At 64.6% G+C, this 26086-nt stretch carries 24 protein-coding genes; 5 read left to right on the top strand and 19 right to left on the bottom strand.

Features of this window, described 5'->3' with window-relative positions:
• Positions 1-15: 15 nt before the first annotated feature.
• The 6 genes from AB7Z56_RS22335 to AB7Z56_RS22310 all read right to left on the bottom strand — a co-directional run bounded on the left by AB7Z56_RS22335 (position 16) and on the right by AB7Z56_RS22310 (position 6729).
• A complete protein-coding gene (locus AB7Z56_RS22335) occupies positions 16-813 on the bottom strand; it encodes an MBL fold metallo-hydrolase (RefSeq protein ID WP_283016467.1) in 798 nt (265 codons plus the stop codon).
• A 13-nt stretch (positions 814-826) separates the two neighbouring features.
• The gene (locus tag AB7Z56_RS22330; RefSeq protein ID WP_283016468.1) at positions 827-1603 is read right to left on the bottom strand and encodes a TatD family hydrolase; all 777 of its coding nucleotides are present in this window, start codon (positions 1601-1603) and stop codon (positions 827-829) included.
• Between the two features lie 12 nt (positions 1604-1615).
• Positions 1616-3625 carry a methionine--tRNA ligase gene (gene metG / locus AB7Z56_RS22325; protein WP_441256418.1) on the bottom strand — a complete coding sequence of 670 codons (2010 nt, stop codon included), beginning with the start codon at positions 3623-3625 and terminating at the stop codon, positions 1616-1618.
• A gap of 109 nt (positions 3626-3734) precedes the next feature.
• Positions 3735-4781 (bottom strand): DNA polymerase III subunit delta', encoded by a 1047-nt coding sequence (locus tag AB7Z56_RS22320; RefSeq protein WP_283016470.1) that lies wholly within the window; start codon positions 4779-4781, stop codon positions 3735-3737.
• Positions 4778-5464 (bottom strand): dTMP kinase, encoded by a 687-nt coding sequence (tmk, locus tag AB7Z56_RS22315; protein ID WP_085401502.1) that lies wholly within the window; start codon positions 5462-5464, stop codon positions 4778-4780. Before tmk ends, AB7Z56_RS22320 begins: the two co-directional genes overlap by 4 nt.
• Positions 5465-5466: 2 nt before the next feature.
• The gene (locus tag AB7Z56_RS22310; protein ID WP_166341880.1) at positions 5467-6729 is read right to left on the bottom strand and encodes a D-alanyl-D-alanine carboxypeptidase family protein; all 1263 of its coding nucleotides are present in this window, start codon (positions 6727-6729) and stop codon (positions 5467-5469) included.
• Between the two features lie 152 nt (positions 6730-6881).
• Between AB7Z56_RS22310 and AB7Z56_RS22305 the strand changes: the two genes are divergently transcribed.
• Positions 6882-7838, top strand: coding sequence for an alpha/beta fold hydrolase (locus AB7Z56_RS22305; RefSeq protein ID WP_441256417.1), 957 nt, complete (start codon positions 6882-6884; stop codon positions 7836-7838).
• Here the strand turns inward: AB7Z56_RS22305 and AB7Z56_RS22300 are convergent.
• From AB7Z56_RS22300 to AB7Z56_RS22285, 4 genes are all read right to left on the bottom strand, one after another.
• Positions 7835-8350, bottom strand: coding sequence for a GNAT family N-acetyltransferase (locus AB7Z56_RS22300; protein WP_354123800.1), 516 nt, complete (start codon positions 8348-8350; stop codon positions 7835-7837). The two genes, AB7Z56_RS22305 and AB7Z56_RS22300, sit on opposite strands and share 4 nt — an antisense overlap.
• Before the next feature lie 22 nt (positions 8351-8372).
• A complete protein-coding gene (locus AB7Z56_RS22295) occupies positions 8373-8921 on the bottom strand; it encodes a phage tail protein (protein ID WP_354113829.1) in 549 nt (182 codons plus the stop codon).
• Positions 8922-8961: 40 nt separating this feature from the next.
• On the bottom strand, positions 8962-9489 hold the full coding sequence (locus AB7Z56_RS22290; RefSeq protein ID WP_166096568.1) for a phage tail protein: 528 nt from the start codon (positions 9487-9489) through the stop codon (positions 8962-8964).
• A 110-nt stretch (positions 9490-9599) separates the two neighbouring features.
• Positions 9600-10145 carry a phage tail protein gene (locus tag AB7Z56_RS22285; RefSeq protein WP_063983286.1) on the bottom strand — a complete coding sequence of 182 codons (546 nt, stop codon included), beginning with the start codon at positions 10143-10145 and terminating at the stop codon, positions 9600-9602.
• Positions 10146-10666: 521 nt separating this feature from the next.
• On the opposite strand from AB7Z56_RS22285, the gene AB7Z56_RS22280 reads away from it, so the two are divergent.
• Positions 10667-15175 carry a beta strand repeat-containing protein gene (locus tag AB7Z56_RS22280; protein WP_441256416.1) on the top strand — a complete coding sequence of 1503 codons (4509 nt, stop codon included), beginning with the start codon at positions 10667-10669 and terminating at the stop codon, positions 15173-15175.
• 66 nt (positions 15176-15241) lie between these two features.
• Here the strand turns inward: AB7Z56_RS22280 and AB7Z56_RS22275 are convergent, their stop codons facing one another.
• Positions 15242-16174, bottom strand: a complete 933-nt coding sequence (locus tag AB7Z56_RS22275) for a septal ring lytic transglycosylase RlpA family protein (protein ID WP_354113827.1) — start codon at positions 16172-16174, stop codon at positions 15242-15244.
• 804 nt (positions 16175-16978) lie between these two features.
• On the opposite strand from AB7Z56_RS22275, the gene AB7Z56_RS22270 reads away from it, so the two are divergent.
• Positions 16979-17107 (top strand): hypothetical protein, encoded by a 129-nt coding sequence (locus AB7Z56_RS22270; protein WP_256374848.1) that lies wholly within the window; start codon positions 16979-16981, stop codon positions 17105-17107.
• A gap of 31 nt (positions 17108-17138) precedes the next feature.
• Here AB7Z56_RS22270 and AB7Z56_RS22265 read toward each other — a convergent pair whose 3' ends face one another.
• Positions 17139-17429 (bottom strand): hypothetical protein, encoded by a 291-nt coding sequence (locus AB7Z56_RS22265; RefSeq protein ID WP_071913898.1) that lies wholly within the window; start codon positions 17427-17429, stop codon positions 17139-17141.
• Between the two features lie 162 nt (positions 17430-17591).
• On the opposite strand from AB7Z56_RS22265, the gene AB7Z56_RS22260 reads away from it, so the two are divergent.
• Complete coding sequence (locus tag AB7Z56_RS22260; protein ID WP_063983282.1) at positions 17592-18182, top strand: TIGR00645 family protein; 591 nt, start codon at positions 17592-17594, stop codon at positions 18180-18182.
• A gap of 18 nt (positions 18183-18200) precedes the next feature.
• Here the strand turns inward: AB7Z56_RS22260 and AB7Z56_RS22255 are convergent, their stop codons facing one another.
• Positions 18201-18521: a DUF1476 domain-containing protein gene (locus AB7Z56_RS22255; protein ID WP_063986370.1), complete on the bottom strand. Its 321-nt coding sequence runs from the start codon at positions 18519-18521 to the stop codon at positions 18201-18203.
• A 261-nt stretch (positions 18522-18782) separates the two neighbouring features.
• Here AB7Z56_RS22255 and AB7Z56_RS22250 point away from each other — a divergent pair, with 261 nt between their 5' ends.
• A complete protein-coding gene (locus AB7Z56_RS22250) occupies positions 18783-19007 on the top strand; it encodes a hypothetical protein (protein ID WP_028153369.1) in 225 nt (74 codons plus the stop codon).
• Positions 19008-19065: 58 nt separating this feature from the next.
• Here the strand turns inward: AB7Z56_RS22250 and AB7Z56_RS22245 are convergent, their stop codons facing one another.
• The 6 genes from AB7Z56_RS22245 to AB7Z56_RS22220 all read right to left on the bottom strand — a co-directional run bounded on the left by AB7Z56_RS22245 (position 19066) and on the right by AB7Z56_RS22220 (position 26086).
• On the bottom strand, positions 19066-19257 hold the full coding sequence (locus AB7Z56_RS22245) for a hypothetical protein (RefSeq protein ID WP_028153368.1): 192 nt from the start codon (positions 19255-19257) through the stop codon (positions 19066-19068).
• A gap of 115 nt (positions 19258-19372) precedes the next feature.
• On the bottom strand, positions 19373-20020 hold the full coding sequence (locus AB7Z56_RS22240) for a DJ-1/PfpI family protein (RefSeq protein ID WP_354113826.1): 648 nt from the start codon (positions 20018-20020) through the stop codon (positions 19373-19375).
• Between the two features lie 31 nt (positions 20021-20051).
• The gene (locus AB7Z56_RS22235) at positions 20052-22259 is read right to left on the bottom strand and encodes a multicopper oxidase family protein (protein WP_441256415.1); all 2208 of its coding nucleotides are present in this window, start codon (positions 22257-22259) and stop codon (positions 20052-20054) included.
• A gap of 10 nt (positions 22260-22269) precedes the next feature.
• On the bottom strand, positions 22270-23391 hold the full coding sequence (locus tag AB7Z56_RS22230; protein WP_441256414.1) for a tryptophan 7-halogenase: 1122 nt from the start codon (positions 23389-23391) through the stop codon (positions 22270-22272).
• A 2-nt stretch (positions 23392-23393) separates the two neighbouring features.
• Complete coding sequence (locus tag AB7Z56_RS22225; protein ID WP_071913888.1) at positions 23394-23810, bottom strand: hypothetical protein; 417 nt, start codon at positions 23808-23810, stop codon at positions 23394-23396.
• Positions 23807-26086, bottom strand: a complete 2280-nt coding sequence (locus AB7Z56_RS22220; protein ID WP_354131531.1) for a LodA/GoxA family CTQ-dependent oxidase — start codon at positions 26084-26086, stop codon at positions 23807-23809. The genes AB7Z56_RS22225 and AB7Z56_RS22220 overlap by 4 nt, the downstream gene beginning before the upstream one ends.

Below are 26086 nucleotides of genomic sequence, written 5' to 3'. Positions count from 1 at the left end.
ACCGAGCCGGCGCGATCAGTGCGTCTCGAGCCGCATGCCGTCGTAGGCCGGCACCACGCCCGCCGGCAGCGATTGCCGGATCACCTCGTAATCGACGTCGGCCGTCATGTTGGTGATGACGGCGCGCTTGGGCTTGAAGCGCTCGATCCAGGACAGCGCATCGTTGATGCTGAAATGGCTGGAATGCTGGGTGTAGCGTAAGCCGTCGACGATCCAGAGATCGAGATTCTCCAGCGCGCCCCAGCTCTCGCGCGGGATGTCGTTGAGGTCGGGCGTGTAGGCGGCATTGCAGATGCGATAGCCGAGCGCGGGGATCTGGCCGTGCTGGACCAGGAAGGCGGTCATGGTCACGTCCCCGCCCTTGCCGCTGATGGTCCGGCTTTCGCCGGCCTCGATCGAATGCCGGTGCAAAATCGGCGGATAGTCGCTGCCCTCGGGCGAGATGAAGCAATAGGAGAACCGCGCCATGATGTCTTTCGCGGTCGACTGGTTGAAATAGACCGGAATGCGCTTGCGCATGTGGAGCACGACGGAGCGCAGATCGTCCATGCCGTGGGTCTGGTCGGCATGCTCGTGGGTCAGGAACACCGCGTCGATGTGGTCGACATTGGTATCGATGAGCTGCTCGCGCAGGTCGGGCGAGGTGTCGATCACGATGCGCGTGGTGCCGTGGTGTGATGTCTGCTCAACCAGCAGCGAGCAGCGGCGGCGGCGGTTCTTTGGATTGTTGGGGTCGCAGGCGCCCCAGCCGAGTGCCGGGCGCGGCACGCCGGCGGAGGAGCCGCAACCCAGGATCGTCAGCGTCAGCGTCATGCGGCTCCCAGTCCTAAGATTTCACCTTGGAGAACAGGCGGAAGAAGTTTTCGGTGGTCTGGCGTGAGATCTCATCGAGCGACACGCCGCGCGTTTCGGCTAGCACCTTGGCGACCTCGACCACATAGGCCGGCTCGTTGCGTTTGCCCCGGAACTTGCCGGGCGCAAGATAGGGCGAGTCTGTTTCAACCAGAATACGGTCAGACGGCAGTTCAGCCGCAAGCGCGCGCAGGGTCTCCGACTTCTTGAAGGTCAGGATGCCCGTGAACCCGACATAGAGCCCGAGCGACACCGCCTTCAGCGCCAGCTCGCGCCCGCCCGTGTAGCAATGCAGCACGGCGCGAAACGATCCCTTGGCCGCTTCCTCCTCCAGGATGCGGCCGCAATCCTCGTCCGCCTCGCGGGTGTGGATCACCAGCGGCAGGCCGGTCGCACGGGCCGCCGCGATGTGGGCGCGGAAGCCCCTCGCCTGCGCCTCCGGCGCGCCGTTGTCGTAGAAATAGTCGAGCCCGGCCTCGCCGAGCGCGACCACCTTGGGATGCCCGGTCAACCCGATCAGTTCGTCCGGCGAGATGCCGTCTTCCTCGTCCGCGTTGTGCGGATGGGTGCCGACCGAGCAGTAGACGTCGTCGTAGCGCTCAGCGATGGCCAGAAGCTGATTGAGCTTTCGCACCCGCGTGGAGATCGTGACCATACGGCCGATGCCGGCCGCACGTGCACGCGAGACGATCCCGTCGAGATCTTCCGCAAAGTCCGGAAAATCCAGATGGCAGTGGCTGTCGACCAGCATCGCCCGAACGCCCTAGGCCGCCGGCTCGATGTAGCGCGGGAACGCCGGTGTCGGCGCCGGTAGCGTCGAGCCGGGCGCGATCCGTTTGGCGCCCCCGAGCATCACGAAATTCCGCTCGCCCGCGGGAATGCCGAGGCTGTCGAGCAGCAAGCCCGAGGCAGTCGGCATCGCCGGCTGGGCCAGGATCGCGATCTGGCGCACGACTTCGGCGGTGACATAGAGCACCGTCTTCTGCCTGACAGGATCGGTCTTGGCGAGCGCCCACGGCGCCTCGCCCGCGAAATAGCGGTTGGCCTCCGCGACCACGGCCCACACGGCGTTGAGCCAGTGATGGATCTGCTGCGTCGCCATCGCTTCGCGCGATGCGGCGATCATGCCGTCCGCCATCGCCAGAATCGCCTTGTCGTTGTCGCTGAACTCGCCCGGCTCCGGCAGCACGCCGCCGAGCTGCTTGGCGACCATCGACAGCGAGCGCTGCGCGAGGTTGCCGAGGTCGTTGGCGAGATCGGCATTGATGCGCGCGACGATGGCATCGTGGTTGTAGTTGCCGTCCTGGCCATACGAGACCTCGCGCAGGAAGAAATAGCGCATCTGGTCGACGCCATACTGGTCGGCAAGATTGAAGGGGTCGACGACATTGCCGACCGACTTCGACATCTTCTCACCCCTGTTGAACAGGAAGCCATGGGCATAGACCCTCTTCGGCAGCGAAATGCCGGCCGACATCAGGAATGCGGGCCAGTAGACCGCGTGGAAGCGGATGATGTCCTTGCCGATGATGTGCACGTCGGCCGGCCAGTAGCGCCAGTTCTTGTCGCTCTCGTCGGGGAATCCGACGCCGGTGATGTAATTGGTCAGCGCGTCGACCCAGACATACATCACGTGCTCTTCGTCGCTGGGCACTTTCACGCCCCAATCGAAGGTGGTGCGCGAGATCGAGAGATCGCGCAGGCCGCCGCGTACGAAGCTCACCACCTCGTTCTTGCGCGAGTCCGGGCCAATGAATTCAGGATGATCTTCGTAGAGCTTCAGAAGCTTGTCCTGATAGGCCGACAGGCGGAAGAAATAGCTCTTCTCCTCGACCCATTCGACTGGCGTGCCTTGCGGGCCGAGGCGCACGCCGTCGTCGTTCAGGCGGGTCTCGTCCTCGGCGTAATACGCCTCGTCGCGCACCGAGTACCAGCCGGCATAGGTGTCGGAGTAGATGTCGCCGTTCGCTTCCATGCGCCGCCAGATTTCCTGGCTGGAGCGATGGTGCTGCTCTTCGGTGGTGCGGATGAAGCGGTCGAACGACACGTTCAGACGCTCGTCCATCTCCTTGAAGCGGCCAGCATTGCGGGTCGCGAGCGCGGACGGGGTCAGGCCCTCGTTCTGCGCGGTCTGGACCATCTTCTGGCCGTGCTCGTCGGTGCCGGTCAGGAAGAACACGTCCTTGCCGTCGAGCCGCGCAAAGCGCGCCAGCACGTCGGCCGAGATCGCCTCATAGGCGTGGCCGATATGCGGGCTGCCGTTGGGATAGGCGATGGCGGTCGAGATATAGAAGACGTTGTCGCGCGCGGGCGCAGCAACGGGAGTTGCGGCTTGCGGAGCGGCGACGGGCTTTAGCGCGGGCGGCGCCTCAGGCTTCGACACCTTCGGCTTCGACACCTTGGGCTTCACAACCTTCGGCGGCGTGGCGACGGGAGCCGGTGCGACGGTCACGGCAGGCGCAGTCACTTTCGTTTTCTTGGCGGCCTTCTTCGCGGGAGCCTTGCTCTTCGCCGGAGACTTGGCTGCCTTTTTGGCCGCTTTCTTCACCGCCTTCTTGGCGACGGCCTGCTTCTTCGCAGCCTTCTTGCCGGCCTTCTTTGTCGTCTTCGCAGCGCTCTTCTTCACGCCCTTCTTGGCGGCAGCCTTCCTGGTTTTCTTGACCTTCTTGGCAGCTTTGCGCGCGAGCGCCTTCACGGCCTTCTTCACGGCCTTGTTGGCAGCCTTCTTCTTGCTGCTCTTGCCTCTAGCGGTTTTCTTAGCTCGCGTGGCCACGACGAATTCCTTTACCGGCTTCTCGAAATTTGGAAACGAACCTGCGTTAGGTCATTATTTGGAGCATGATCCTGTCGGAAAACCGCTGCACACTTTTCCGGATCATGCTCTAGCGCGTTGCGTCCGCCAGCCAGCCAAACACCGAGAAAACCAAGGGCTTTCGCTCCAGATTGTAGGTTTCGGTGTCGCGCGCGGCGCGGACGATCTTTTCCCATACCTCAGCTAGGCGCGCAAGGCGCGGCAGATTCTGGTTGGCATTGGCCTCGTCGGAGTGCAGGCGTTCCGCAATCCAGCGATCGATGCCGTCGATGAAGGCCGCCAGCGCGACGCGGTCACTGGTGCCGAGCGAATCGCCGAGCGTGTGCAGTTCGCGCGGATCGACCTGTGGCAGGCGCGCAAGCAGCGCCGCCGTGCGCTGCTGCAGCTTCAGGGCATCGCCGCCGAGCAGCGTCAGCGCCCGCGCGACGCTGCCCTCGGAGGCCTCCGCGGCCTCGCGCAGCGCCGGATCGTTCGGATCGAGGTCAGCCGTCGAAGCTGCGGCGCCGATCACATCATCCGTGCCGAGCGGGCGCAGGCGCAGCTTGCGGCAGCGCGACTGGATCGTGGCGAGCACGCGCGCCGGCGCGTGGCTGACCAGGAGGAACAGCGACTGCTGCGGCGGTTCTTCGAGGATTTTCAGCAGCGCGTTGGCGGCATTCGGGTTGAGCTCGTCGACGGTGTCGACGATGCAGACGCGCCAGCCCTCTGCCGCGGCAGTCGAGCCGAAAAAACCGATCGTCTCCCGCGTCTCGTCCACGGTGATCACGGTGCGCATCACGCCGCGATCGTTGGCGGTGCGTTCCAGCGTCAACAGCCCGCCGTGCGAGCTGGCCGCAACCTGCCGCGCCACGGCGTTATCAGGATCGATCGCGAGGGTCTGGGCTTGCTGCACGGACGGCGCCAGCGGCTGGCCGTTGGAAAGCACGAAGCGCGCCATGCGATAGGCCAGCGTCGCCTTGCCGATCCCCTGCGGCCCGCCGATCAGCCAGGCATGCGGGATGCGCCCGCTGCGATAGGCCGCGAGCAGCGCCGTCTCGGCCTCGCGATGGCCGAACAGAAGGCTCGTCTCGCGCGGATGCGGAATGGCGGTTTCGCGTTCGGCCTGGCGCGGGCTCATAGGGAAACCACCGATGCAGGGGTTGGGAGAAGACGGTCGCGCAGCGCCGTCCAGACTCGTCCAGCAACCGTGTCGGGATCGGAATTGGCATCGATCAGGACGCAACGGCCGGGATCGTCCTCGGCGATCTTGCGATAGGCCTCGCGCAGGCCCTGGTGGAAGCTGAGCTGCTCGCCCTCGAACCTGTCAGGTGTGCCGCTACCACGACGCACGGCGGCGCGCTGCAATCCAATCTCGACCGGCAAATCGAGGATGAGGGTGAGGTCCGGCTTGAGATCGCCGATCGTGACCCGCTGCATCGCGTTGATCAGGCCCATCGGCACGCGGCCGAGGCTGCCCTGATAGGCCCGCGTCGAGTCGGCGAAGCGGTCGCACAGCACCCAGGCGCCCCGATTGAGCGCAGGCTGGATCACGGTGCGGACATGGTCGTCGCGGGCAGCCGCGAACAGCAGCGTCTCGGCTTCGGGCCCGAGCAGCTTGCCCATCCCCGACAGCACCAGGTGGCGCATGATCTCGGCACCCGGCGAGCCGCCGGGCTCGCGCGTGACGAGGGTCCGCATCCTGGCCGCAGTGAGGCGATCGGCGAGCTTCTTGATCTGGGTCGACTTGCCGGTGCCCTCGCCGCCTTCAAAGGTGATGAAGCGTCCGCGTCCGGACGGCCGCTGTGCTGCGCTCTCACTCATGATCAGAGCTTCTCGGCGCCCGCGCGGAACATGCCGATCACGAGCTCGCTGGCGCCGTCGATCGCGCGGCGCATGGTCGAGCCGGTGCCGATCGCTTCGGCGGCATAGACGGGCGTTTCCACCGCGATATTGCCGCTGCGCCAGACCTTGACCACGCCGACCTTCTGCCCGGCTTCGATCGGCGCGCGCACCGGTCCGCTATAGACGATGCGCGCAATCAGCTTGTCGCTGCCGTTCTTGTGCACCATCACCTTGACGGGCGTCTTGGCGACCAGCTTGACCGAGCGGCTCTCGCCGCCAAACACTTTTGCGTAGCCAACCTGCTGGTCGGCCGCGATCAGGGTGCGGGTCTCGAAATTGCGAAAGCCCCATTCCAGCATCTTCTTGGCTTCGGTGGCGCGATCCTCAGGATCTTCCAGGCCATTGACGACCACGATCAGCCGCGTGCCGTTCTGCACGGCCGAGCCGACCATGCCGTAGCCGCCTTCTTTGGTGTAGCCGGTTTTCAGACCGTCGGCGCCTTCCATCGAATTGAGCAGAGGATTGCGGTTGGGCTGGCGGATCTTGTTCCAGGTGTACTCCTTCTCGCCGAACAGTTTGTAGAATTCGGGGAAGTCGAGAATGATGTGGCGGGCGAGGATGCCGAGCTCGCGCACTGTCATCTTGTTGCCGGGATCGGGCAGGCCGTTGGAATTGCCGAAGGTCGACTTCGTCATGCCGAGCTCGCGGGCACGCTTGGTCATGAAGTCGGCGGCAAAGATCTTCTCGTTGCCGGCGATGCCCTCGGCCAGCGCGATGCAGGCGTCATTGCCGCTCTGGATGATCGCGCCATGCAGGAGGTCGTCGACCGAAACCTTGCTGTTGATGGCGGCGAACATCGTCGAGCCGCCCGAGGGCGCCCCGCCTTTGCGCCAGGCATTCTCGCTGATCCGGTACTCGTCGGTCGGCTTGATGTCGCCCTTCTTGATGGCATTGAAGACGACTTCCGCCGTCATCAGCTTCATCATGCTGGAGGGCGCACGCAGCTCGTCGGCGTTCTTCTCGAATAGGACGCTGCCGCTGGAAGCCTCGATCAGGATCGCGGTGGGGGCGTCGCCATCGAAGCCGGAATCCTCGGCTTTCTTGGCGCCCTGGATGCTCTGGTTGGCGGCGTAGAGGGCCCCGCCCCAGCCGATGCCCGCCACCAGAACCGCCGCGATCAGCCCACGCGCCAGCGCACCGGCGGAGAACCGGGTGCGACGGAGCGGAAAAAGACGAAATGCCATGGCGAAGCCCTGAGAGCGGCGTTCTAACAGCAGGAACCGGTGCGAACAACACGGGGCTGGCCGCCGAACCCGAGATTGCACGATTCTCGGCGCGCCCCTATCGTGGCACCTGATATTTCCCGACCAAACCCCTGAAACAAGGCGGAAAAGCGATGTTGTCCACCCGCGTGATCAAGGCCAACGGGATCGACCTGTTCATCCGCGAGGCCGGCCAGGGTCCGCTGGTGGTGCTGTGCCACGGCTGGCCCGAGCTATCCTACTCCTGGCGCCACCAGATCCCGGCGCTGGCGGACGCCGGTTTCCACGTCGTCGCCCCCGACATGCGCGGCTACGGCCAGAGCGCGGCGCCGGCGGACGTCGCCGCCTACTCGATCTTCGACACGGTCGGCGACATCGTTGGCCTCGTGCACGCGCTCGGCGAGAGCAAGGCGATGGTGGTCGGCCACGACTGGGGCGCGCCGGTCGCCTGGCACGCGGCGTTGTTCCGGCCCGACATCTTCACGGCGGTGGCGGGCCTGAGCGTGCCGCCGCCATTCCGCGGCCGCGGCAAGCCGCTCGATCTGCTGCGCCTGGGCGGCGTCAGCAATTTCTACTGGCAGTATTTCCAGACGCCCGGCGTCGCCGAGGCGGAGTTCGAGCGTGATGTTGCCCGCACCATGCGCATCGTGCTCGGCGGCCGCGGCCTTGCCGATCCCAGCGCCGCGATGTTCGTCCAGGAGGGCAAGGGCTTTCTCGGTCACGCGCTCACCGAGGAGCCGCTGCCCAACTGGCTCAGCGAGGCTGACCTCGCCTATTTCACCGAAAGCTTCCGCAAGTCCGGCTTCCGCGGCGGGCTGAACTGGTATCGCAACCTCGACCGCAACTGGGAGCTGACGGCGCCCTGGCAGGACGCGCAGATCCATCAGCCATCGCTCTTCATTGCCGGCTCGAAAGACGCTGTCATCACCGGCCTGATCGGCGCCAAGCGCGTCAACGAGCTCGAGCGCGTGCTACCCAATCTGACGCGGAAGCTGATCATCGAGGGCGCCGGCCATTGGGTCCAGCAGGAGCGGCCCGACGAGGTCAATGCCGCGCTGCTGAAGTTCCTGCGCGAGGTGACTGTGCGTTAGGCGAGATCCTTTTTCATCGCGATGTGGACGGCGCCCGCCTGCCCCATCTCGGCAAATCCTCGCCGCAGGTAAAGCCTATGCGCGGCCGAATTGTCCGCAAGCACCGAGAGCGTCAGCGCACCGACACCCTGCTGCCGTGCGCTCGCTTCGAGCGCGTCGAGGATCTTCGTGCCGGCGCCGCGACCGCAATCGGCCGGCAGCAGCGCGATGTCGATGATGTGCCAGCACTCGCTTGCGCAATGAAGCAGCAGCCGGCCGATCGCGGTCGCGTCCTGTGTGACGATCAGCGAGATCGCACGCGGAAACTGCGCGGCATAGCCGGCCGCCTGGCCGCGGAACTGTTGCGCGATGATCTGGCCGACGATCGGCCCGGACAATCCGGTCGCGGTGAATTGCCCTGTCCGCACCTCCTCGAAGAGACGCCGGATGAACGGCTCGTCATTCGGACTTGCGGGCCGAAGCCGAAGAGCCGGATCGTCCGGGACGATGTCGAGCGGCGCGCCGTCAATCATGCCGTTGCGCACTCAAGATCGTTCAGGAGCTGCCGAAAGCCGGAAAGATTCCCGCGTAGGCGATACACCACACGATCGCCTGGGTCGGCTGCATGTTGTCGTGCGGCAGGTTCTGCCCGGTGAGTGTGACGGCGCTTGGCACCAAGGTGAGACTGCCGGGTGGCGCCGTGAAGCCGGTGAAGTTCGGGTCGATCGCAACCGTGGTCCCCGCCGCGCCGGGACCTGCCGTAGCGCCTGTCGCGCTCTTGTCGCCGAGTTGCAGGGCGTGCGTGTGCCTCGCCATGTTGTCGCCGATCAGCGTCACCGTCGAACTGCCGACGGTCTCGCCGACGACATAATTTTGCAATCCCGGACCTTGCCCCTGGCCGATCGCGACCGAACCGTTCAGGTTCGGCAAGGCGAAATTGGTCGTGCCATTGCCGCCGTAGTAGGTACCGACGAGTGCAAATAATGCACTGTAACCCTGAATTGGCAGGAGCTGGCCGCCGCACGGCAGCCAGGCGCTGTTGAAGCCGCCGACTGCAAAAGGAAACGCAAAAGCCTGGATTTCTCCGACGAACGGATCTGACATGGTGTCTTTCCTCGAGACTGAATACGGATGCGCGCGCAGCCTAACCGGACGAAGGGAAGACGCCCGCGTAGCAAATGCAGTAATTGGCAACGACGCTCGGCATCATGTTGTTGTGCCCGAGGCTGTTGCCCGAAGTGGCGACGCAGGGGGCCATCGTGGAGTACGTCCCGGCGTTCGCAATCGGTGCGTAGAGTTCACCTGCTGACGCCGTGGCAAGATGAAGGGTCGGCCCGGGCGTTACATCCGTTGCCGTCACGGTCGAGGACATCAGCGCATGACTGTGGGTCGGCATTTCGGCTTCGATCAGGGTGTGGTTCTCCTCACCCCCGGGCTGGCCCAGCGTATAGTTCGGAAGGCCTGTCCCCTGTCCCTGTCCAATCGGCACACGGCCGCGCAGATCGGGAAGGTTGAACGTGTTGACGCCATCGCCGCCATAGGTGGTGCCGATCACGGCGTAAAGCGTCTCAAATTGGGCAATCGAGACCGACTGTCCATTGCAGGCGAACCAGCCGTCCGGCACCCGCGGAAAGCCAAACAACCTGATCTCGCCGAGAAACGGATCTGCCATCGCATATGATCCTTTGGTGTGCGCCCGTTCCGATCCGATCGGCGAATGCGCGAATGTGGGAAAACTGAAGTGGATGGATTACGGTTGCGAAAATGCGGCCGTGCAGCCGCTCAGCTTCGCGACGGAAAAATCCCCTGCGTCGCGATCAGATAGCTGATCGTGAGATAGGGCTGCATGTTGTTATGCTGCTGGTTGCCGCCTTCGTTCACCAGATTGGTGGCGGTGGCCAATGGCGTGTCGCCGCTCCCGGCTGCGGCAAAAATCTTCGTCGGATTGGTCGCCGGCAGTGAGTTTGTCGCGAAGACGTTGCCTGTGGGAGGGACGCTCCCGCGTCCGCCTCCTCCGACCGCTGCAGACACTTGAATAAGATGATTGTGGGCCGGGAGCTGCTGCACATTGAGGCTGGCCATATACGATCCGCCGGTCATGCCCACGGGATATTGGCCGGCGCCACTCGAGCCGAGGATCGCGCGACCGCGCAGATCCGGGAGTGCAAACGTCGTCACTCCGTTGCCGCCATAATAGGTGCCGAGCAACGAGAACAGTGCGGAATTTTGCTGGATGGCCAGCAGCGCACCGTTACACAGCGCCCAACCTCTGGGAATCACTGCGCCCGCAAAAGGCATGATCTGTCCGAGAACCGGCTGTAACGGCATGACCCCTCCCCCAAAAAACTAACGACCCGTCGCGTGATGATGCAAACCACGACGGCGGCACTTAAATTAAAGAATGAATTTATTGCGGCCCACTCGCCGAGATTGTTGAACAGCCAGCGTCGACAGTCAAGCGCAAGCGCAACCATAAATTGATACATCAAGCGTTTCCGTCGATTGCCATCAAAGCACGCTTTTGTTGCCGCTATGCAACGGTTCGCCGCAAAGTAGTGCCCGCGACTTGGTTCCGGCAGTTTGGCTGGCTCGTTCGCTTGCGTTGCGCACCGCGTCCCGTCAAATGCACGCAACGATATAGGCGAATAATTTCACAATCAGGGATTTTAGGCGGATGCTCTATCGAGAGCTGCCGCTAAGGGGGGCCGGTGAGTCACGCAATTGCGGTGGCCATTCCAGAGATAGTCGGGGAACTGGCGGTCCCGACACGCGATGGTGAAGCTAAGCCTTCGCAGATATTGCGCTCTCTCTGGCGGGCGGCTCAACGCATCTGCATCGCGGCCGTCGTGATGCTCGGCGCGATGGCAGCGGCGAACGCGGCTTGTGATCAAACGACGGATTCGACGTCGGGCGTGACGATCAACTTCACGTCGGTCGGTCAGATCTATCGCCTGTGTTTGACCGTTGGCGCAGCCGCGGCCGACGACTCGGTTGTATACGGCGTCTATTCCGTCGCGGGCACAGACGCCTTTTACAATGCACCGATCGCAAATTCGAGCGGCCATTCGGGCAGCCCACTGCTCACAGCGGCCGATTATAATCCGACCACGTCAAAGGCAACTTACACATTTCATCCAACGAACCCGAACCAAAACGGTCAATCCGCGAAGGCCGGCCAGGCCGAGATCGATATCACGCTGAACAGCAAGACAGGTAACGGACAGGACTCGATCATCCTGTATTACGCGCCGGGCTGCAGCGATTTCAACGTGGGCTGCTCCGGCAGTTCGATAGCAAACACCGCTTACACGTTCACGATCAATCTGCCCGTCCCCGCGCCGACCATCACTTCGATTACGCCGACTTCAGGCCCAGGTGGAGGCGGCACCAACGTGATCATCACTGGCACCAATTTCACAGGTGCGACGGCCGTGACGTTCGGGACAACGGCCGCGACTGGCGTCACGGTCAATTCGGCGACCCAGATCACTGCGACATCTCCGGCCGGGACTGGCACCGTGGATGTCCGAGTGACGACGGCCGGCGGGACGTCGGCGACGTCGGCGGCAGACCAGTTCACCTATATTGCCGCCCCGACTGTCACCTCGATCTCACCGACCGCAGGCCCCACCGCCGGCGGGACGTCGGTGACGATCACCGGCACCAACTTCACCGGAGTCACGGCCGTGACGTTCGGCGGGACCGCGGCGGCCGGCTTTACGTTCAATTCAGCGACATCGATCACGGCGACCTCGCCGGCGGGTGCCGCCGGTGCTGTTGACGTCAGGGTCACGACACCGGGCGGGACATCAGCGACCTCGGCTGCGGATCAGTTCACCTATGCTGCTCCGCCAACCGTGACGTCGATCTCGCCGGCATCAGGCCCGCAGACCGGCGGCACAACCGTGATCATCACCGGCACGAACCTCTCCGGAGCAACTGCGGTCACGTTCGGCGCAACAGCGGCAACCGGTTTAGCGGTCAATTCCGCGAACCAGATCACCGCGACATCGCCCGCAGGCACTGGTACGGTCGACATCACGGTGACGACCGTGGGCGGAACATCGACAACGTCAGCAGCCGATCAATTCACTTATGTTCCGGCACCGACGGTCACTTCGATTTCGCCGACCTCGGGTCCGGGCTCTGGCGGCACCTCCGTAACCATCACCGGCACCAACTTCTCAGGCGCGACGGCCGTGGTGTTCGGAGCAACGGCTGCGACTGGCGTCACGGTTAATTCGGCGACCCAGATCACCGCGACGTCGCCGGCAGGAACCAGCACGATCGACATCAGGGTGACGACAGCCGGCGGCACGTCGGCAACATCGGCAGCGGACCAGTTCACCTATATTCCCTCACCGACCGTCACCTCGATCTCCCCCACTGCGGGCTCGCAGGCCGGCAGCACGGTGGTGACGATCACAGGCACAAATTTCACCGGCGTCACGGCCGTGTCATTCGGCGGGACGGCCGCGCTCGGCTTCACGTTCAATTCAGCAACATCGATCACAGCGACCTCGCCGCCCGGGACCGGCGTCGTGGACGTGAGGGTCACGACGCCGGGCGGGACGTCCGCGACCTCGGCGGCTGATCAATTCACCTATGCCGGCCCTCCCTCCATCACGTCGATTTCGCCGACAGGCGGCCCCCTGGGCGGCGGCACGACGGTCACGATCACCGGCGCCAATCTGTCAGGTGCAACGGCGGTGACGTTCGGCGCCACGGCGGCGGCCGGCTTCACCGTCAATTCGGCAACCCAGATCACCGCGACATCGCCTGCCGGGGCCGGCACCGTAGATGTCAGAGTGACCACCGTGGGCGGAACGTCGGCAATGTCCGCCGCTGACCAATTCACCTACACCGCCGCGCCGACCGTCACCTCGATCTCACCGACTACGGGTTCGCAGACAGGCGGCACGGTCGTGACGGTCACGGGCACAGGCTTCACCGGCGCCACCGCAGTGACATTCGGCGCAACCGCCGCAACGAGTATCACGGTCAATTCGTCAACATCAATCACCGCGACGTCACCCGCCGGTACCAGCACCGTTGACCTCCGCGTGACCAATCCAGGCGGCACCTCGGCCACCTCCGCCGCCGACCAGTTCACCTATGTCGCCACGCCAGCCGTCACGTCGCTTTCGCCGACGTCGGGGCCGGCGGCCGGCGGCACGGTGGTAACGATCACGGGCACCAATTTCACCAGCGCGACAGCCGTGACGTTCGGTGCAACCGCGGCGGCGGGCTTCACCGTCAACTCCGCAACCTCGATCACCGCGACATCGCAGGCCGGCACCGGTACCGTCGACGTCAGGGTGACGACCACGGGCGGCACCTCGGCCACATCGGCGGCAGACCAGTTCACCTATTTCGCCGTGCCGACCGTGACGTCGATCTCGCCGACGGGCGGCCCGCTCGCAGGCGGCACGTCGGTGACCGTCACCGGCACCAATTTCACCGGTGCGACCGCCGTGAAGTTCGGGGTGACGAATGCATCGAGCTTCACGGTCAATTCCGCGACCTCGATCACCGCGGTCTCGCCGGCCGGCGCCGGTACGGTCGATGTCACCGTGACGACGCCAGACGGAACGTCCGCCACATCGGCATCGGACCAATTCAGCTACACGCCGGCACCAACGGTCGGCTCAATCTCACCGAGCTCCGGATCCGCGATCGGCAGCACCTCCGTGGCGGTCACGGGGACCGGATTCACCGGCGCCACCGCAGTGAAGTTCGGCGCCAACAACGCGACCAGCTTCACGGTTAATTCGGCAACGTCGATCACGGCAACCTCGCCGCCCGGCGCCGGCACGGTCGATGTCACCGTGACGACGGCCGGAGGAACGTCGCCGACCTCGGCGGCAGACAGGTTCACCTATCTGTCCGCGACGACCACCACGGAGCTCACCTCGTCGAAGAATCCGAGCAGCTACGGCGAGTCTGTAACGTTCACGGCCAAGGTGAGGAGTTCGGGCGGAACGCCGACGGGAACGGTCACTTTCAACGACGGCGGCACGCCGATCGGCACGTCTACCCTGTCGGCCGGTGACGCCACCTTTGCCACGACCACGCTCCCCGTCGGCAATCACAGCATCACGGCGACCTACAACGGCAGTGTGGCCTTCAACGCCTCGACATCGCCGGCTCTGAACCAGTCGGTCGACATTCCCGCCGACAGCGCCAAGCTGCGCGCCCTCCAGCTCAACGTCACCAAGATCGTGGCACAGAGCTCGGGACAGGCGATCTCCGGTTCGATTGACACCGCGATTTCCGAAGGGTTCAGCGACGGCGGGCAATACATCATGCCAGGCGCGGGCGGGCTGCGCGTCAATTTCGCCGCCGCGCCCGACGGCGATGAGGACGACAAGCCCAAATCCGGTCAGCAGCCCGGTTCTCAAAGTTTGAACGCCTATTCGGGCGACGGCGGCTCCGGCCGGACCGGCGGCCGCGGGCGCGGCTCCTCGCGGATCGATGACGCCTTCGCCGCGATCGATCGGGCGGCTCCGACCAAGGCACCGGCTGCGCGCTTCAGGGAGCAGAAGGACTGGCTGTTCTGGATCGACGTGCGCGGCAGCGGCATCGATCAATGGGGCTCGTCCGGCAACATCGGTCAGGGTGCAACCCAGGCCACGCTTTTCGGCCAGCAGATCAACCTGCTGTCGGGACTGACCTACCGGGCGAGACCCAATTTGCTGGTCGGTGTGACCGGCGGCTACGAGAACTTCAGCTACACCCAGACCGACATCAACGGAAAGCTGAAGGGCGACGGCTGGACCGTCGGCGCCTATCTCGGCTGGAAGATCATCCCGACGCTGCGTTACGATGTGGCCGTGACCTATTCCGGCATCGGCTATGACGGCACCGCCGGCACGGCGCAAGGCAACTTCAACGGCAATCGCTGGATATTCGCGACCGGCTTCACCGGCAGCTACAGCTGGGCCAATTTCAATATCGAACCGTCGGCCAAGGTCTACGCGATCTGGGAGCGGGAAAACGCCTATGTCGACTCGCTCGGCACCCAGCAGGCGGCCCGCACCTTCTCGAGCGGCCGCGCGTCTGCCGGCAACAGGGTCTCCTATCCCGTGCCGTGGCTCGATAGCGTGCTGCTGGTCCCCTATGCCGGCGTCTTTGCCGACTATTACTTCACGCAGGACGATGCGGCCGCGATCGTTGCTGCGGGCGGCATCCCGCTCGCTTCGACACCATTGCTCCAGGGCTGGTCAGCCCGCGTCACGGGCGGCATCGGCGCAAGGCTGGCGGGCGGCACCACGGTCGGCTTCGGCGCCGAACTCGGCGGCATCGGCAGCAACACGCAGATCTGGACGTTCACGGGACGCGCGCGCATCCCATTCTGATCCCTGAGCGCGACGACGTGCCAGCGGCGCTACGTCGCTCGCCGGATTTGCCGGCTTGGTACCTGCTTAGTAGAGGCCGCGGCCGCTCAGGATGCTGCGGGCCTCGGCGGCGCCGTCGGCCGATGACGGAGCGTTCTCGGTCGCGTAGCGGCCATCCTCGTCATAGGACACGGCGCGCGCGTTCTGGAGCGCCCGGCCCCGGCCCCGGCTGCGGCTCGAGGCCGACATCTCCGAGGTCGCGTTGAGCGACGCCATGTCGGCGGAGGTGTTGCCGAGATTGTAGGGCCGCCCTTCCGGCGTCGGAACCTCGCCGCGAATGGCGCCGCGGTTCGAGGACGGAAGCTCCGGCACGAAGGGCCTTGCCGAGGCAACCCGCACCATCGAGGGCGACGGCGCCGGGATCCCGGTGCGCAGGGTCGCCATCAGCTGGCGATCGTCGGAGCCTTCCAGCGGCGCCCGGCCAACGTATTCGACACGGACCTTGGCGACGCCATTGCCTTTGAATTCAAGGAGTTCAGCGGCTTTGTTCGAGACGTCGATCAGCCGGTTGCCGTGATAAGGCCCCCGGTCGTTGACGCGCACGATCAGCGATTTGCCGTTCGAGACATTGGTCACCCGCGCATAGGACGGCATCGGCAGAGTCGGATGCGCCGCTGTCAGCGAGGTCATGTCGAACACTTCGCCATTGGCGGTCAGGCGGCCGTGGAAATCGTCGCCGTACCAGGACGCCATACCCTCGGCGCGGTAGTTGACGTCCTCCTCCGGCACGTAGGTCCGGCCGGCCACAACATAGGGCTTACCGACGCGGTAGGTGCCGCCGCCTTTCGGAACCGGATCCCCAAGCGCCACGACCCGCGGGCTCGAGGACACGCCGTACTTCGGATCGACCCGGCTGGCGAACTTGTTCGAGGAGGCGCAATTGGCGAGCGCGAGGCAGGTCGCGACCGCGGCAACACCGCGTGCGGCCCGCAAAACCGAATCTGACCGTCGGATCCCCATGCGCCCCAAATACCACTTCGCCGGAGGCGTACCCAACCCGCTTTGGCTACGGGGGAGCGCTGTCCGGTCCCAAAATCCGAGGCGGCCCACCACCGCGTCGGAAGCAGTAAGGATAACGCAACCCGAACACGGCGGAAATGGGGAGCCCACAGCGTTCACGCCGGGATGGTAAACGGGGCGTTCGCTTCTCCCCGTTGATCTACGGAGCGCAGGCCCCCTGCTCTGTGCCACTCCTGGACATTCTGTTGCGCCAAATCCTCACTCCACCCCCATTGTCTTGTGGCTCACTGGAATTCTTTTGACTGTGCAAGGCCGCACGCGTTTTCTCGGTTGCAGGGGCGAACTGGAATTTGACGATGATCGAGACGGTTTCGGCACTGATGGGTCTGGTAAGCGCGGGGATCTTCCTGGCCCATGCGTTTGAAGGTTACCGCACGAGGGCCTGAGGGCATTCGCGCGGACGGCAAGGATCACCTCTTTCAAGACGGCACGTTCGGACAATCTTAATCGATCCGACCGAGCATCGAACACGAGAGCGGCAGGTGTCCCATGCGCAACCATGACTTCGTATCCGATGGCTTCCTGGCACTGACCGCCGGCGGCTTGTTTCTTCTCTGCTCGAGCCTCGTGGCACTGGCCTTCGCCTGAGCACCACCACCAGGCTCCTTCTTTCTAACCACAACTACACCGCGATGCAGCATACAGCTCTGTCCGGTATTGCCCTGCTCCCGTTTAGTTGATTGAATTTCTGCGTTCGGCGCCTCGACTCATTTCAAGAGGCCATCACCAACGAGGGTGACGCAAATGCTTGCTGAGAAATTTTTTCTGGTTCTGGAATCGCTGATCCGCGGCGACCGCACCTATCCCGACGGAAGCCCCCGGGTGATCAGCACCTCCCCGCACGTGCCGGTGAAGCTGCCGGACCGGAAATAGCCATCCCCCAAACCTCCGAATCACGCGCTGCTCAGCGCAGGCCCAATAGCGAGCGGCGATAAAGGCTGTCGCGGGCCTCGCTCAGGCACACGAAGCTGCCGTCGAAACCCTGGCCATACCGCTTCTGGCCCTTGCCGTAGTAGATGCCTTTCCTGAAATCGAGCCAGACCACCTGATCGTGCGGGCAATGACGTTGCGCCTGCGCCTCGTAGCGAAACGGCGTCAGCGGCGTCGCCGAGACCTCCGCGCCACCGGCGCCAACCACGATTGCGACGGCGACCGCGATGCCGCCGAGCCCTTTGCCGAAGCCGCTCCAAGACACCCCCGCCTCCCGATTCAAGCCCTGACTCTTTGGCCGTTCGGCACAGTAGCACGAGACTGCGCGATCTGCCGGCCGCAGCCAGCGGCTTGGCCGTCTTCCACCGGCCATCTTGTCGGGTTACATGAAGGCGAGATCATCTCAGCTCGCGAGGATGCTGCCTGAATGTCGGTTGAGCCTGGACCCGAGTCCGAACTGCGCACCGAACCCCGCCCGCCGTTGCCGCGTTTGGGCCTGCTGCCGATGATCATCTTCGGCTCGCGCTGGCTGCAACTGCCGCTCTATCTCGGACTGATCGTGGCGCAATGCGTCTACATCGTGCTGTTCCTCAAGGAGCTCTGGCATCTTTCCTGGCACGCGATCGACCTCACCGAACAGCAGATCATGATGAGCGTGCTGGCGCTGATCGACGTCGTGATGATCTCCAACCTGCTCGTGATGGTCATCGTCGGCGGCTACGAGACCTTCGTTTCGCGGCTCGACCTCCAGGGTCATCCCGACGAGCCGGAATGGCTCGGCCACGTCAATGCGAGCGTCCTGAAGATCAAGCTCGCCATGGCCATCATTGGCATCTCCTCGATCGCGCTGCTGCGCACCTTCATCGAGGCCGGCAATCTCGGCTCGAACCGCGCCGGCTTCACCGAGACCGGCGTGATGTGGCAGGTCCTGATCCACATCACCTTCATCGCCTCGGCGATCGGCATTGCCTACGTCGACAGGCTCAGCGACTCCGGAATGCGCAAGCACGCCGAGTGAGGGCAACGGCCGGCCTTCTTATTGTTTGCTTGCTTCGAGCTGCGCGAGCGCCTGGTGCAGGCACTCCTGAAGCTTCTGCGCGACCTGCTCGCGCGCCACGCCCTTGGCGGCAAGATCGCCGGACACCTTGCCCACGACATCGTCGATGCTCTGGCTCTCCAGATTGTCTGTCACCAGCGCCGTTGCGTAGCTTGCCGCGGCGTCGCCGCTGAGCCCGAGCTGGCCCGCGGCCCAGAGCCCGAGCAGCTTGTTGGACCGGGCCGTGGCCTTGAACATGAATTCCTCGTCGTGAGCGAATTTGGCCTCAAAGCCCTGCTCGCGCTTGTCGAACGTGGTCATGGTCAGCTCCAATGCGTTTTCGCTGAAGAGAATCGGACTGGCTGGGAGCGAGCGTCTCCGTGGTTCTCGTCAGTTTAGGATCATTTGAATCTTCCTCCCGGAAGGCAGAGGCCGTCAAGCCTGCGCGGTGGTGCGCCGCAGCCCGGGCGTGGGCACGGCACGCACCAGCGCCACGCCAGCCAAATCGGCTAGGCAGAGATGTTTACCGTCCGTTAAGCAGACTCGGCGCCCGATGGGCCGGGGGACATCGAGAGCTGACGCATGAACAAAGAGCTGCGGGAGTTTCGACGGCTTGAACGGGTCTGCCTCGAGCAGGCCGCCCTCTCCACCATGGATCTCGCGCGAAGCGGGTTGCTCAAGGTCGCCGACGATTGTCGGATCGCGGCCGAGGCGATCGAGGCGCAAGCGCCCCGCGGCGCGTTCGCCGGCGCCGTCCAGGCGCTCAAGCTGGCTTTGAGCGCAACGGGAATGTCCAACCGGCATTAGCGGCCGGTCTCCGGTTGGGAGATCGCTTCAGAAGATTGCGGGCGGAGACCGCGTTCGGTCAGCCCTTCGCCTCGGCCGCTTCGCGCGCGAGCCGCTCGGCCCTCAGCCGTTCCTTGTTGGCGTAAAACGCCTTCTGGGCCTCTTCGTGATCGCGCATGGCCTTTTCGGCCTCGATCCGGCGTGCGGCATCACGAGCCTGGCGCTGCTCAGGGGTCAGGGGTTTGCGTCGGAAGGAAAGGTCTTCGGTCATGCGGAGACAACGCGCAAGCAACGAAACGGTTCCATGAGTTGAACCCGGCAGTCGACGCGGCCGATTGAAGTATCAACATATCAGATAGTTAGATGATGCATTCGGTCGGCCGGACCTATTGCGTCGACCCCGGCGGCTTGACGCCTGTGAGCGGGCACTGCGGCGCTGCGGGAATCGCGCTGCGCACGGGCGGATCCGGATAGTATTCGGTGTTTTGCTGAACCTGACGCGCCAGCTCCGTGCCTCCGAGCAGCGTGATCAACATCAGGGCCTCGTCGAGGCCCGCGGATATTCCGGCTCCGGTCAGGCGATTGCGATCCAGCACGAAACGCGGATGTCCGTCGGCAACCTTCACCTTCGGGAACAGCGTCGGGAAGCATTCCAGGAAAGCCCAGTGCGTCGTCGCCCAGTGGTCGTCGAGAAGGCCCGATGCCGCGAACAGCATTGCTCCCTCGCAGACCGAGCACATGTACTTCGCACCAGCGGCCTGCCCGGTCAGAAACTGGACGTAGGTCCGGTGCGGATCGTTGATGATCTCGGTGAGCGCGTCTGGATCGCCGCCGGGAATCCAGACGGCATCATACTGGGTGCATTCCGCGAAGGATTTTGCGACCTCGAACGGAAATCCCCGGTTGCGAAACCGTTTCATTCCCGGCTTTGCCGCGACGATCTCGACGTCGAAGTCGGCCCAGTCGAACATTTCGAAGGGACCGGCGACGTCGAGCATGTCGACGCCGTCGTAGACGGGAATGCCGATCTTCATCGCGCGCAATCCTCCCTACCTCCTGTGACGATCAATGTTTGTGGCCTACGGGCGTCGCCGCGGGTGTCGCCGTCGGCTGCTTGGCATGGCGCATCCCCGCCATCCCGAGGCCGCCGCCCGGCGCGTTGAGGTCAGGAACGATCGCGATATTGGCCATCATGCCCGCGTCCTCGTGGTCCAGGATGTGGCAATGCAGGACGTACTCGCCGATGTAGCGGTCGTACCGCGTCCTGACGCGGATCTGATAGTTGTTCTCGACGATGATCGTGTCGCGGAATGTGTGCCACATGCCGCAATACTGGTTGGCCAGTTGCTGCTTGTCGGCATACACGATGTCAGCTTTGCAGGTGCCGTCGGGATTATAGATCGATATCTGCTGACCGTTGGTGTTGGTGGTGGTGACGTCGATCACCTGGAACGGATTGACGTGGATATGGAAGATGTGCGGCTCGCCTTGCGCGGACAGCAGCCAATCGTCCGTGGTGTTGACCTCGCGCGTGAAGTTCACCACGTCGGGATCGTACGAGGCGTTGTTGACCGTGAAGGCCGGGAAGTTGATCGCGAAGGCCGCCTGCTGCTGCTGGCTGCCGGCAGCCGGCGGCGCAAGGTTTTCGAATGGCGCCCACGGCCGCAGATCGCCGTCACGCAGCCCGGTGCGAACGGCGTCCGGCAACGTCGGATTGGCATCGTATAGCGCCTTGCCGACATAAGCCTGCAGATCCCCCGTCACGGGCTGCCCTCCGCGCACATGGACGTAGGCCAGCAATTGCGGGGTCGACGGCCCCTGCCCGCCGCCATTGCCGTTGGACACGCGCTCTGCCTTCGGCGCCGCCTGGTTGAGCAGGCAATAGTCACCGTCCGAGGGGAATACGACGAGGACGTCGCTGCGATAGCCGGGCTGCATGTAGTTCGATTCAAGCACGCCGCCGACTTGCGAGGCGTGCACGGTGCGCAATTTGGTCCGGGTCAGACCGTCGGATGCGATCTCGAACTGCGGGATCAGTGTGCCCGTCGAGGCGTTGCAGGCGGCCAGAAGATCGGCCTTCTGCTGCTGGCGGTTGCCGCTCAGCGCCGAAGTCGCGATCAGGTTCGTTGTGCCGACCGGCGTAGCCCGCACGAGCTGAATGTTGATCGTGTCGTGAATGCCGGCATGCACGAAACGCCAGCGCTGGATCTCGCCCGCCGGCACGGTGAGCGTCGGCTGCACGATGCCATTGACGCTGGTGAAGCGGCCATTGGTGTCCCAGATCGACGATGAGTCCAGTTGCAAGCCAAAGTTCTCGACGACGCCAGGGCTTACCGGATTGCCTGACGTCGCCAGCGGGCACGTCCACGGCGCGTTGGCGATATTTGCCGGACTGCTGGCGTTGTAGAGTCCCTGCGTGGTGTAGATCTGTTGCCACGGGCCGCCGGGCTGGTTCGGCTGGTTGGCGAAGCAGGCATAGGCGATCTGCTGAAACAGGAAGAGCTGCTCCTTGAACGGGGCGCCGTTGACGTCATGCAGGACCGTGTCGATATCGGCAATCGGCTTCGGGTTCTGCGACGACGGTGGCGTATAGGGACGCTCGCCCTTGACGACCAGCACGCCCGAGGCGCCGCTCGCCACCTGCACTGCCGTCGAGCCATGACGGTGGGCGTGATACCAGAACGTCCCCGCCGGATGGTCGTTGGGGATGTTGATCTCATACGGAAACTTCGTCTGCGGGGCGATGTTGAGCAGCACGTTGTCGCTGTTGCCGGCGGGCGAAACGTGCAGGCCGTGCGTGTGCAGGTTGGTGGTGTTGAAGCACCCGACCAACGCCGGCAAGCCCAGCCCCTCCGGCGGATTGGGCAAACAGCTCGGGTCGTCCTTCGCGAGCTGGTTGATCAGGTCGACGCGCAGCGTATCCCCGGGCTTGACGAAGATCGCCGGGCCCGACTTGCAGCCGCCATAGGAGCGCAGCTCGACGGGGTCGAGGCCATCGGATTGCGGATCGGTCGGATCCGGGTTGTTGATGAAGAAGCGGCCACGCACGAAGTTGAGCACCACCGAGACGATCGAGCCGCTGCGCGAGATCGATCCTTGCGGCCGGCAGCCGCCAACGGCCGGCGCCACGCCGGCCTCCAGGGCCACGACATTGCCCTGTCCGGGCAGCGTCGGCGGCGGTTCGAAAGCACGGGGAACCGGCGCCGCGAATGCTGGAAGGCTCGGTCCCAGCGCGGCGATGACAAGACCAATTCGCGCGAAGCTCTTCATCATGTTGTCCGCCCTACTGTTCCAGAAGACTGCTCGAAGCATTGCGTGAAGGCGCGTCGGCACGCCGGCGCCGCCAGAACGGGCGCTCGGGCCAGCGCGAGACACTGCCGTAGTGCTCGCTTAGCGTCGTCGCGTAGGCCGCAGCTTCGCGCGCGATCCACGCGCCGTAGCGATCGAGAGCGGCCGCATCACCGCGCGCGAGGCAATCGCTGGCGGCATAGGCGGCGAACACGCCCGAGCGCATGGCCTTGACCACGCCATGACCCGAGATCGGATCAAAAGCGCTCGCGGCATCGCCTGCGCAGAGGAAATGGAAGCCGGCAGTCGTTGCGGCGCACCGACTGCCCGCAGGGATCAAGCGGGGTGGTTCGAGCCGAATGATCTTGCTCGCGAGCGCCGAGACGAATTGCGTCCTGGCGAGAGCTCTGCGCCAGCCGTCCGGCGTGTTCAGCCTGAGGCCACGCGCGAGATCGGCATCGGTCATGCACGCAAAGGCGCGCCTGCCCTGGTCGAGTGCCATCGTGTACCACCAGCCGTCTTCAAAGGCCTCGACGAGCAGTTCCGGTGCGGCCGGTCCCGATGTCGTCGCCTCGGCATAGGCCGCAATCAGGCGGTCCTGCGCTTTCGCCCGCGAACCCTGGCGGTCGGCGAGTGCGCGGGCGCGGCCCGTCGCATCGATGATCAGCCGGGCCGAATGGCTGTTGCCGTCGTCGCAAACGACCGACCAGCCGTCCGCCTCGCGCGCGAGATGACAGACCTTCGCATCGACGCGCTCGGCCGCGCGGCAACCCGCCGCCGTGAGCCAGCCATCGAACGCCATTCGATCAACGCGCCATGACGGCCCGCGCGCTTCCAGCAGCAATTCGCTCGACGCCAGGCCGGCCTGGTCCCAGGAGGTGAGCGTGCGGTGCGACGGCGCAAAGCCCTGCGCCAGGAAAGTCGTCCACAGACCGAGCTGCCGCAGCACCGGCTGGACCAGCGGTGACAAGACCTCGCCTCGTCCTTCGTCTCGCCCGCGCCGCCCGGACGGCGCGATCACGGCCACCCGAAGCTCTGGCGCGCACATCGCAAGCGCGCGGGAAGCGGCCGTTCCGGCTGGACCTGCGCCTGCAACGATGATGTCGAACGCGGCCAAGGTCAGTCGGCCCGGACTGCGTAGAACGACGCCACGACGCCGGCAGGCGCCACCGTGCCGGGCGAGCCGCCGCTATGCGGGATGGTCCGGATCACCGAGCCGACGATGGCTGGGCGCTGGTCGACGCCATTGGGCCAGGCCGGCACCAGCGAGCCCCAATAATCGTAGATCCATTCCTCGCCGCCGACGACGCCGGTGCCCTGGAAACGCACCTGCATCGGCGATCCATAGGCGCGCGATCCCTTCAACGCGAGCGACCAGCCCGGGCCGCCGATCGTGCCGGTCAGCAGCTGCATCGGCCCGTCCGCGATCTCGATCGTGCCACGGCCGAATTCGAGATTGTTGAAGGCCGTGTTGACGTCGGGATCATTGAGCAGGCTGCGATAGGTCCAATGTCCGACGAATGGATTGTCGCTCATGATGCCTCGCTTTTGGGATCGGGCCGCGCCCCCGTTGTTCGCTCGACGCTGATGTATTTGGGCCCTTGATAACTGTCGGCGGGCTTGACGGCCGGCTCGTAGGGATTGCGCACGATGAAACCAAGCAGCGACCACTCGGTGACCATCTTGAGGTCGCCGACCGGCGTCTGGGGGACGCCGCGGCTCCACGTGGTCCAGACGTAATTGGGCTTACCGTTCGAGACCGAGGCGATCTCGAACGACTGCAACGGCCGATGCGCCGGCCACCACAGCGTGGTCCAGGTCTTCTCGTCGCGCCGCAAGCGATCGTCATTGTCGCTGTCGGGCCACAAATTGTTCCAGTCGGCGTAGGTGATGTTGATCGGCTGCGTGGTGCACTCGTTGAAATCGGACTGCCAGGGCAGACCCATATATTTGGTGAGGTCACCCGGCTGAAGACCGGTCTCGAAGTCGTTGTCCTGGCTGAGCGGCGAGTTGACGTTGAAGGTCGGGTCGGCAATCACGGTGCCGTGGTCCTGATTGGCCTGGGCGGCGCTCTGCAGGAAATCCGAGACGCTGCGATCGGCGTTGATCCGATACGGCGCCCAGTAGATCGAAGGGTTGCGCATCACCCAGCCGAGCTCGGCGCCCGGACAAAAGGCGCCGCCGAGCACGTTGCTGAGCACGCCGCGGTCGAGCTCGCGACCGGTCTTCGGCGGTGTCTTCGGATAAGGCGCGAAGGGTGAATAGCCGTCGGGCAGCCAGCCCTCCTCCTTCTCGTTGATGAACCAGCCGCGCGCCCATTGGCCGAGGATGAAGAGCTGGTACTCGGTGAGATGAAGAAACTTCGACGGCGTCTCGTTGGTCAGCGGATTGTCGCCGCACAACAATGGCATCAGCGGCAGCGAATGGACGCGCGACGATGCCCGGTCCTGCACCTGGAAGGAATTGGCCTCGCCCGCACGGCGCAACAGATCGAACAGGAAGCGGCGCATCGGTCCGTAGGGATCGTCGGCCTTGGAATAGTGGGTCGGACCTGCGACCGCCGCCACCGCCATGACCGCTTCGCCCTGACTGGCATCGCGCAACGGTGCATCCGACGGTGTTGCCGTCGCCGTCGGCCGCGTCGCGCGTTTCGGGGTCTTCGATAATTTGTCGGGATCGAACGTGCCGCGCTGCGCCTGATCGTGCGGGTAGTTCGATTGCTGAAGGATATCGTTCAGATACCTGAATTCATCCGGCCGGAACAGGATCGGCCAGATGTCGCGATAGAACCACGGCCGGTAGTTGCGATTCCAGGCAAGACGGCCGGCCTGCCAGTGACGCAGCGCCGCCTCGTCGCGGAACGGGATCTGCTGCGGATCGTCATAGGTGCCGAGCGTACCGTAGATGCCGGTGTCGGTGGCGAACTGGCGCACATAGAGATCGTACAGCACCTCGTCCATCGTGATCATGTCGAGGATCTCAGGGACGAAGCGCGGATAGCCGACCACGACCCAGGCCGGAAACTCGACGTCGATGTAGCGTGTCTGGCCGACCTGCTTCGAATACATGATCAGCCGCGCCATCACCGGCCCGTCGGAGATGTCGTCGTACCAGCCGTCGGTGTTGGCATAGTCCTCGATCTTCGGACCGAAGCTGCCGTTGACGTCCATGCCCGAATTGCCGTGACCGCCGAGCACGACCAGGCGGCCCTTGTTGTCGGTCATCATCTCGCCGAGCGTGTCGATGTCGAACGGCTGGAGGCCCCTGGGCGGGAACGTGGTGGCATAGCCGCCGGGGCCGCCCGAGCGATCGAAATGCGCGCGCCGGTTGGTGGTCGCATTCACGCTGCGCGGGCCGGGATCGATGATGAGCAGGTCGCGGTCCTGGCCGGTGATGTCGGCGTTGCGGCGCGCACTGCCGGGGGCGTAGCCATGCTCGCCCTTGAGCTCGGTGAACGGGTACCAGGAGGCTTTCTTGTTGGCGACATAGACGCGCCACTGGATGTCGACGAGCACACCATGATTGCCGCCGCCCTCCACGGCATCGCCGAGCGCCAGCGGCCTGCCTTCCGGGGACTCCTCGTCATAGACGAAGATCTGGAAGCGCGCGGCCTGGCGCTTCACGCGGCCCTGCGCATCCTTGAAGGTCTTGACCGGAACAGGTGTGACCCCGTCGGGGCCGTGCACGGGATTGCCGAAACTGTCGCAGGCGAGCGGCATCGCCGCGGGCGTCTCCGGCGCGAGGTAGAATTCGCTGTCGCTGTTGCCCAGGCGCGCGATGCCGATGCCCGGATGGATTCGATACGTCGCCAT

It is taken from the genome of Bradyrhizobium sp. 482_C4_N1_8, from assembly GCF_052075965.1.
GTDB classification, from domain to species: Bacteria; Pseudomonadota; Alphaproteobacteria; order Rhizobiales; family Xanthobacteraceae; genus Bradyrhizobium; species Bradyrhizobium barranii.
The sequence above is the reverse complement of the archived record's forward strand: the minus strand, read 5'-3'. Positions and strand labels throughout refer to the sequence as shown.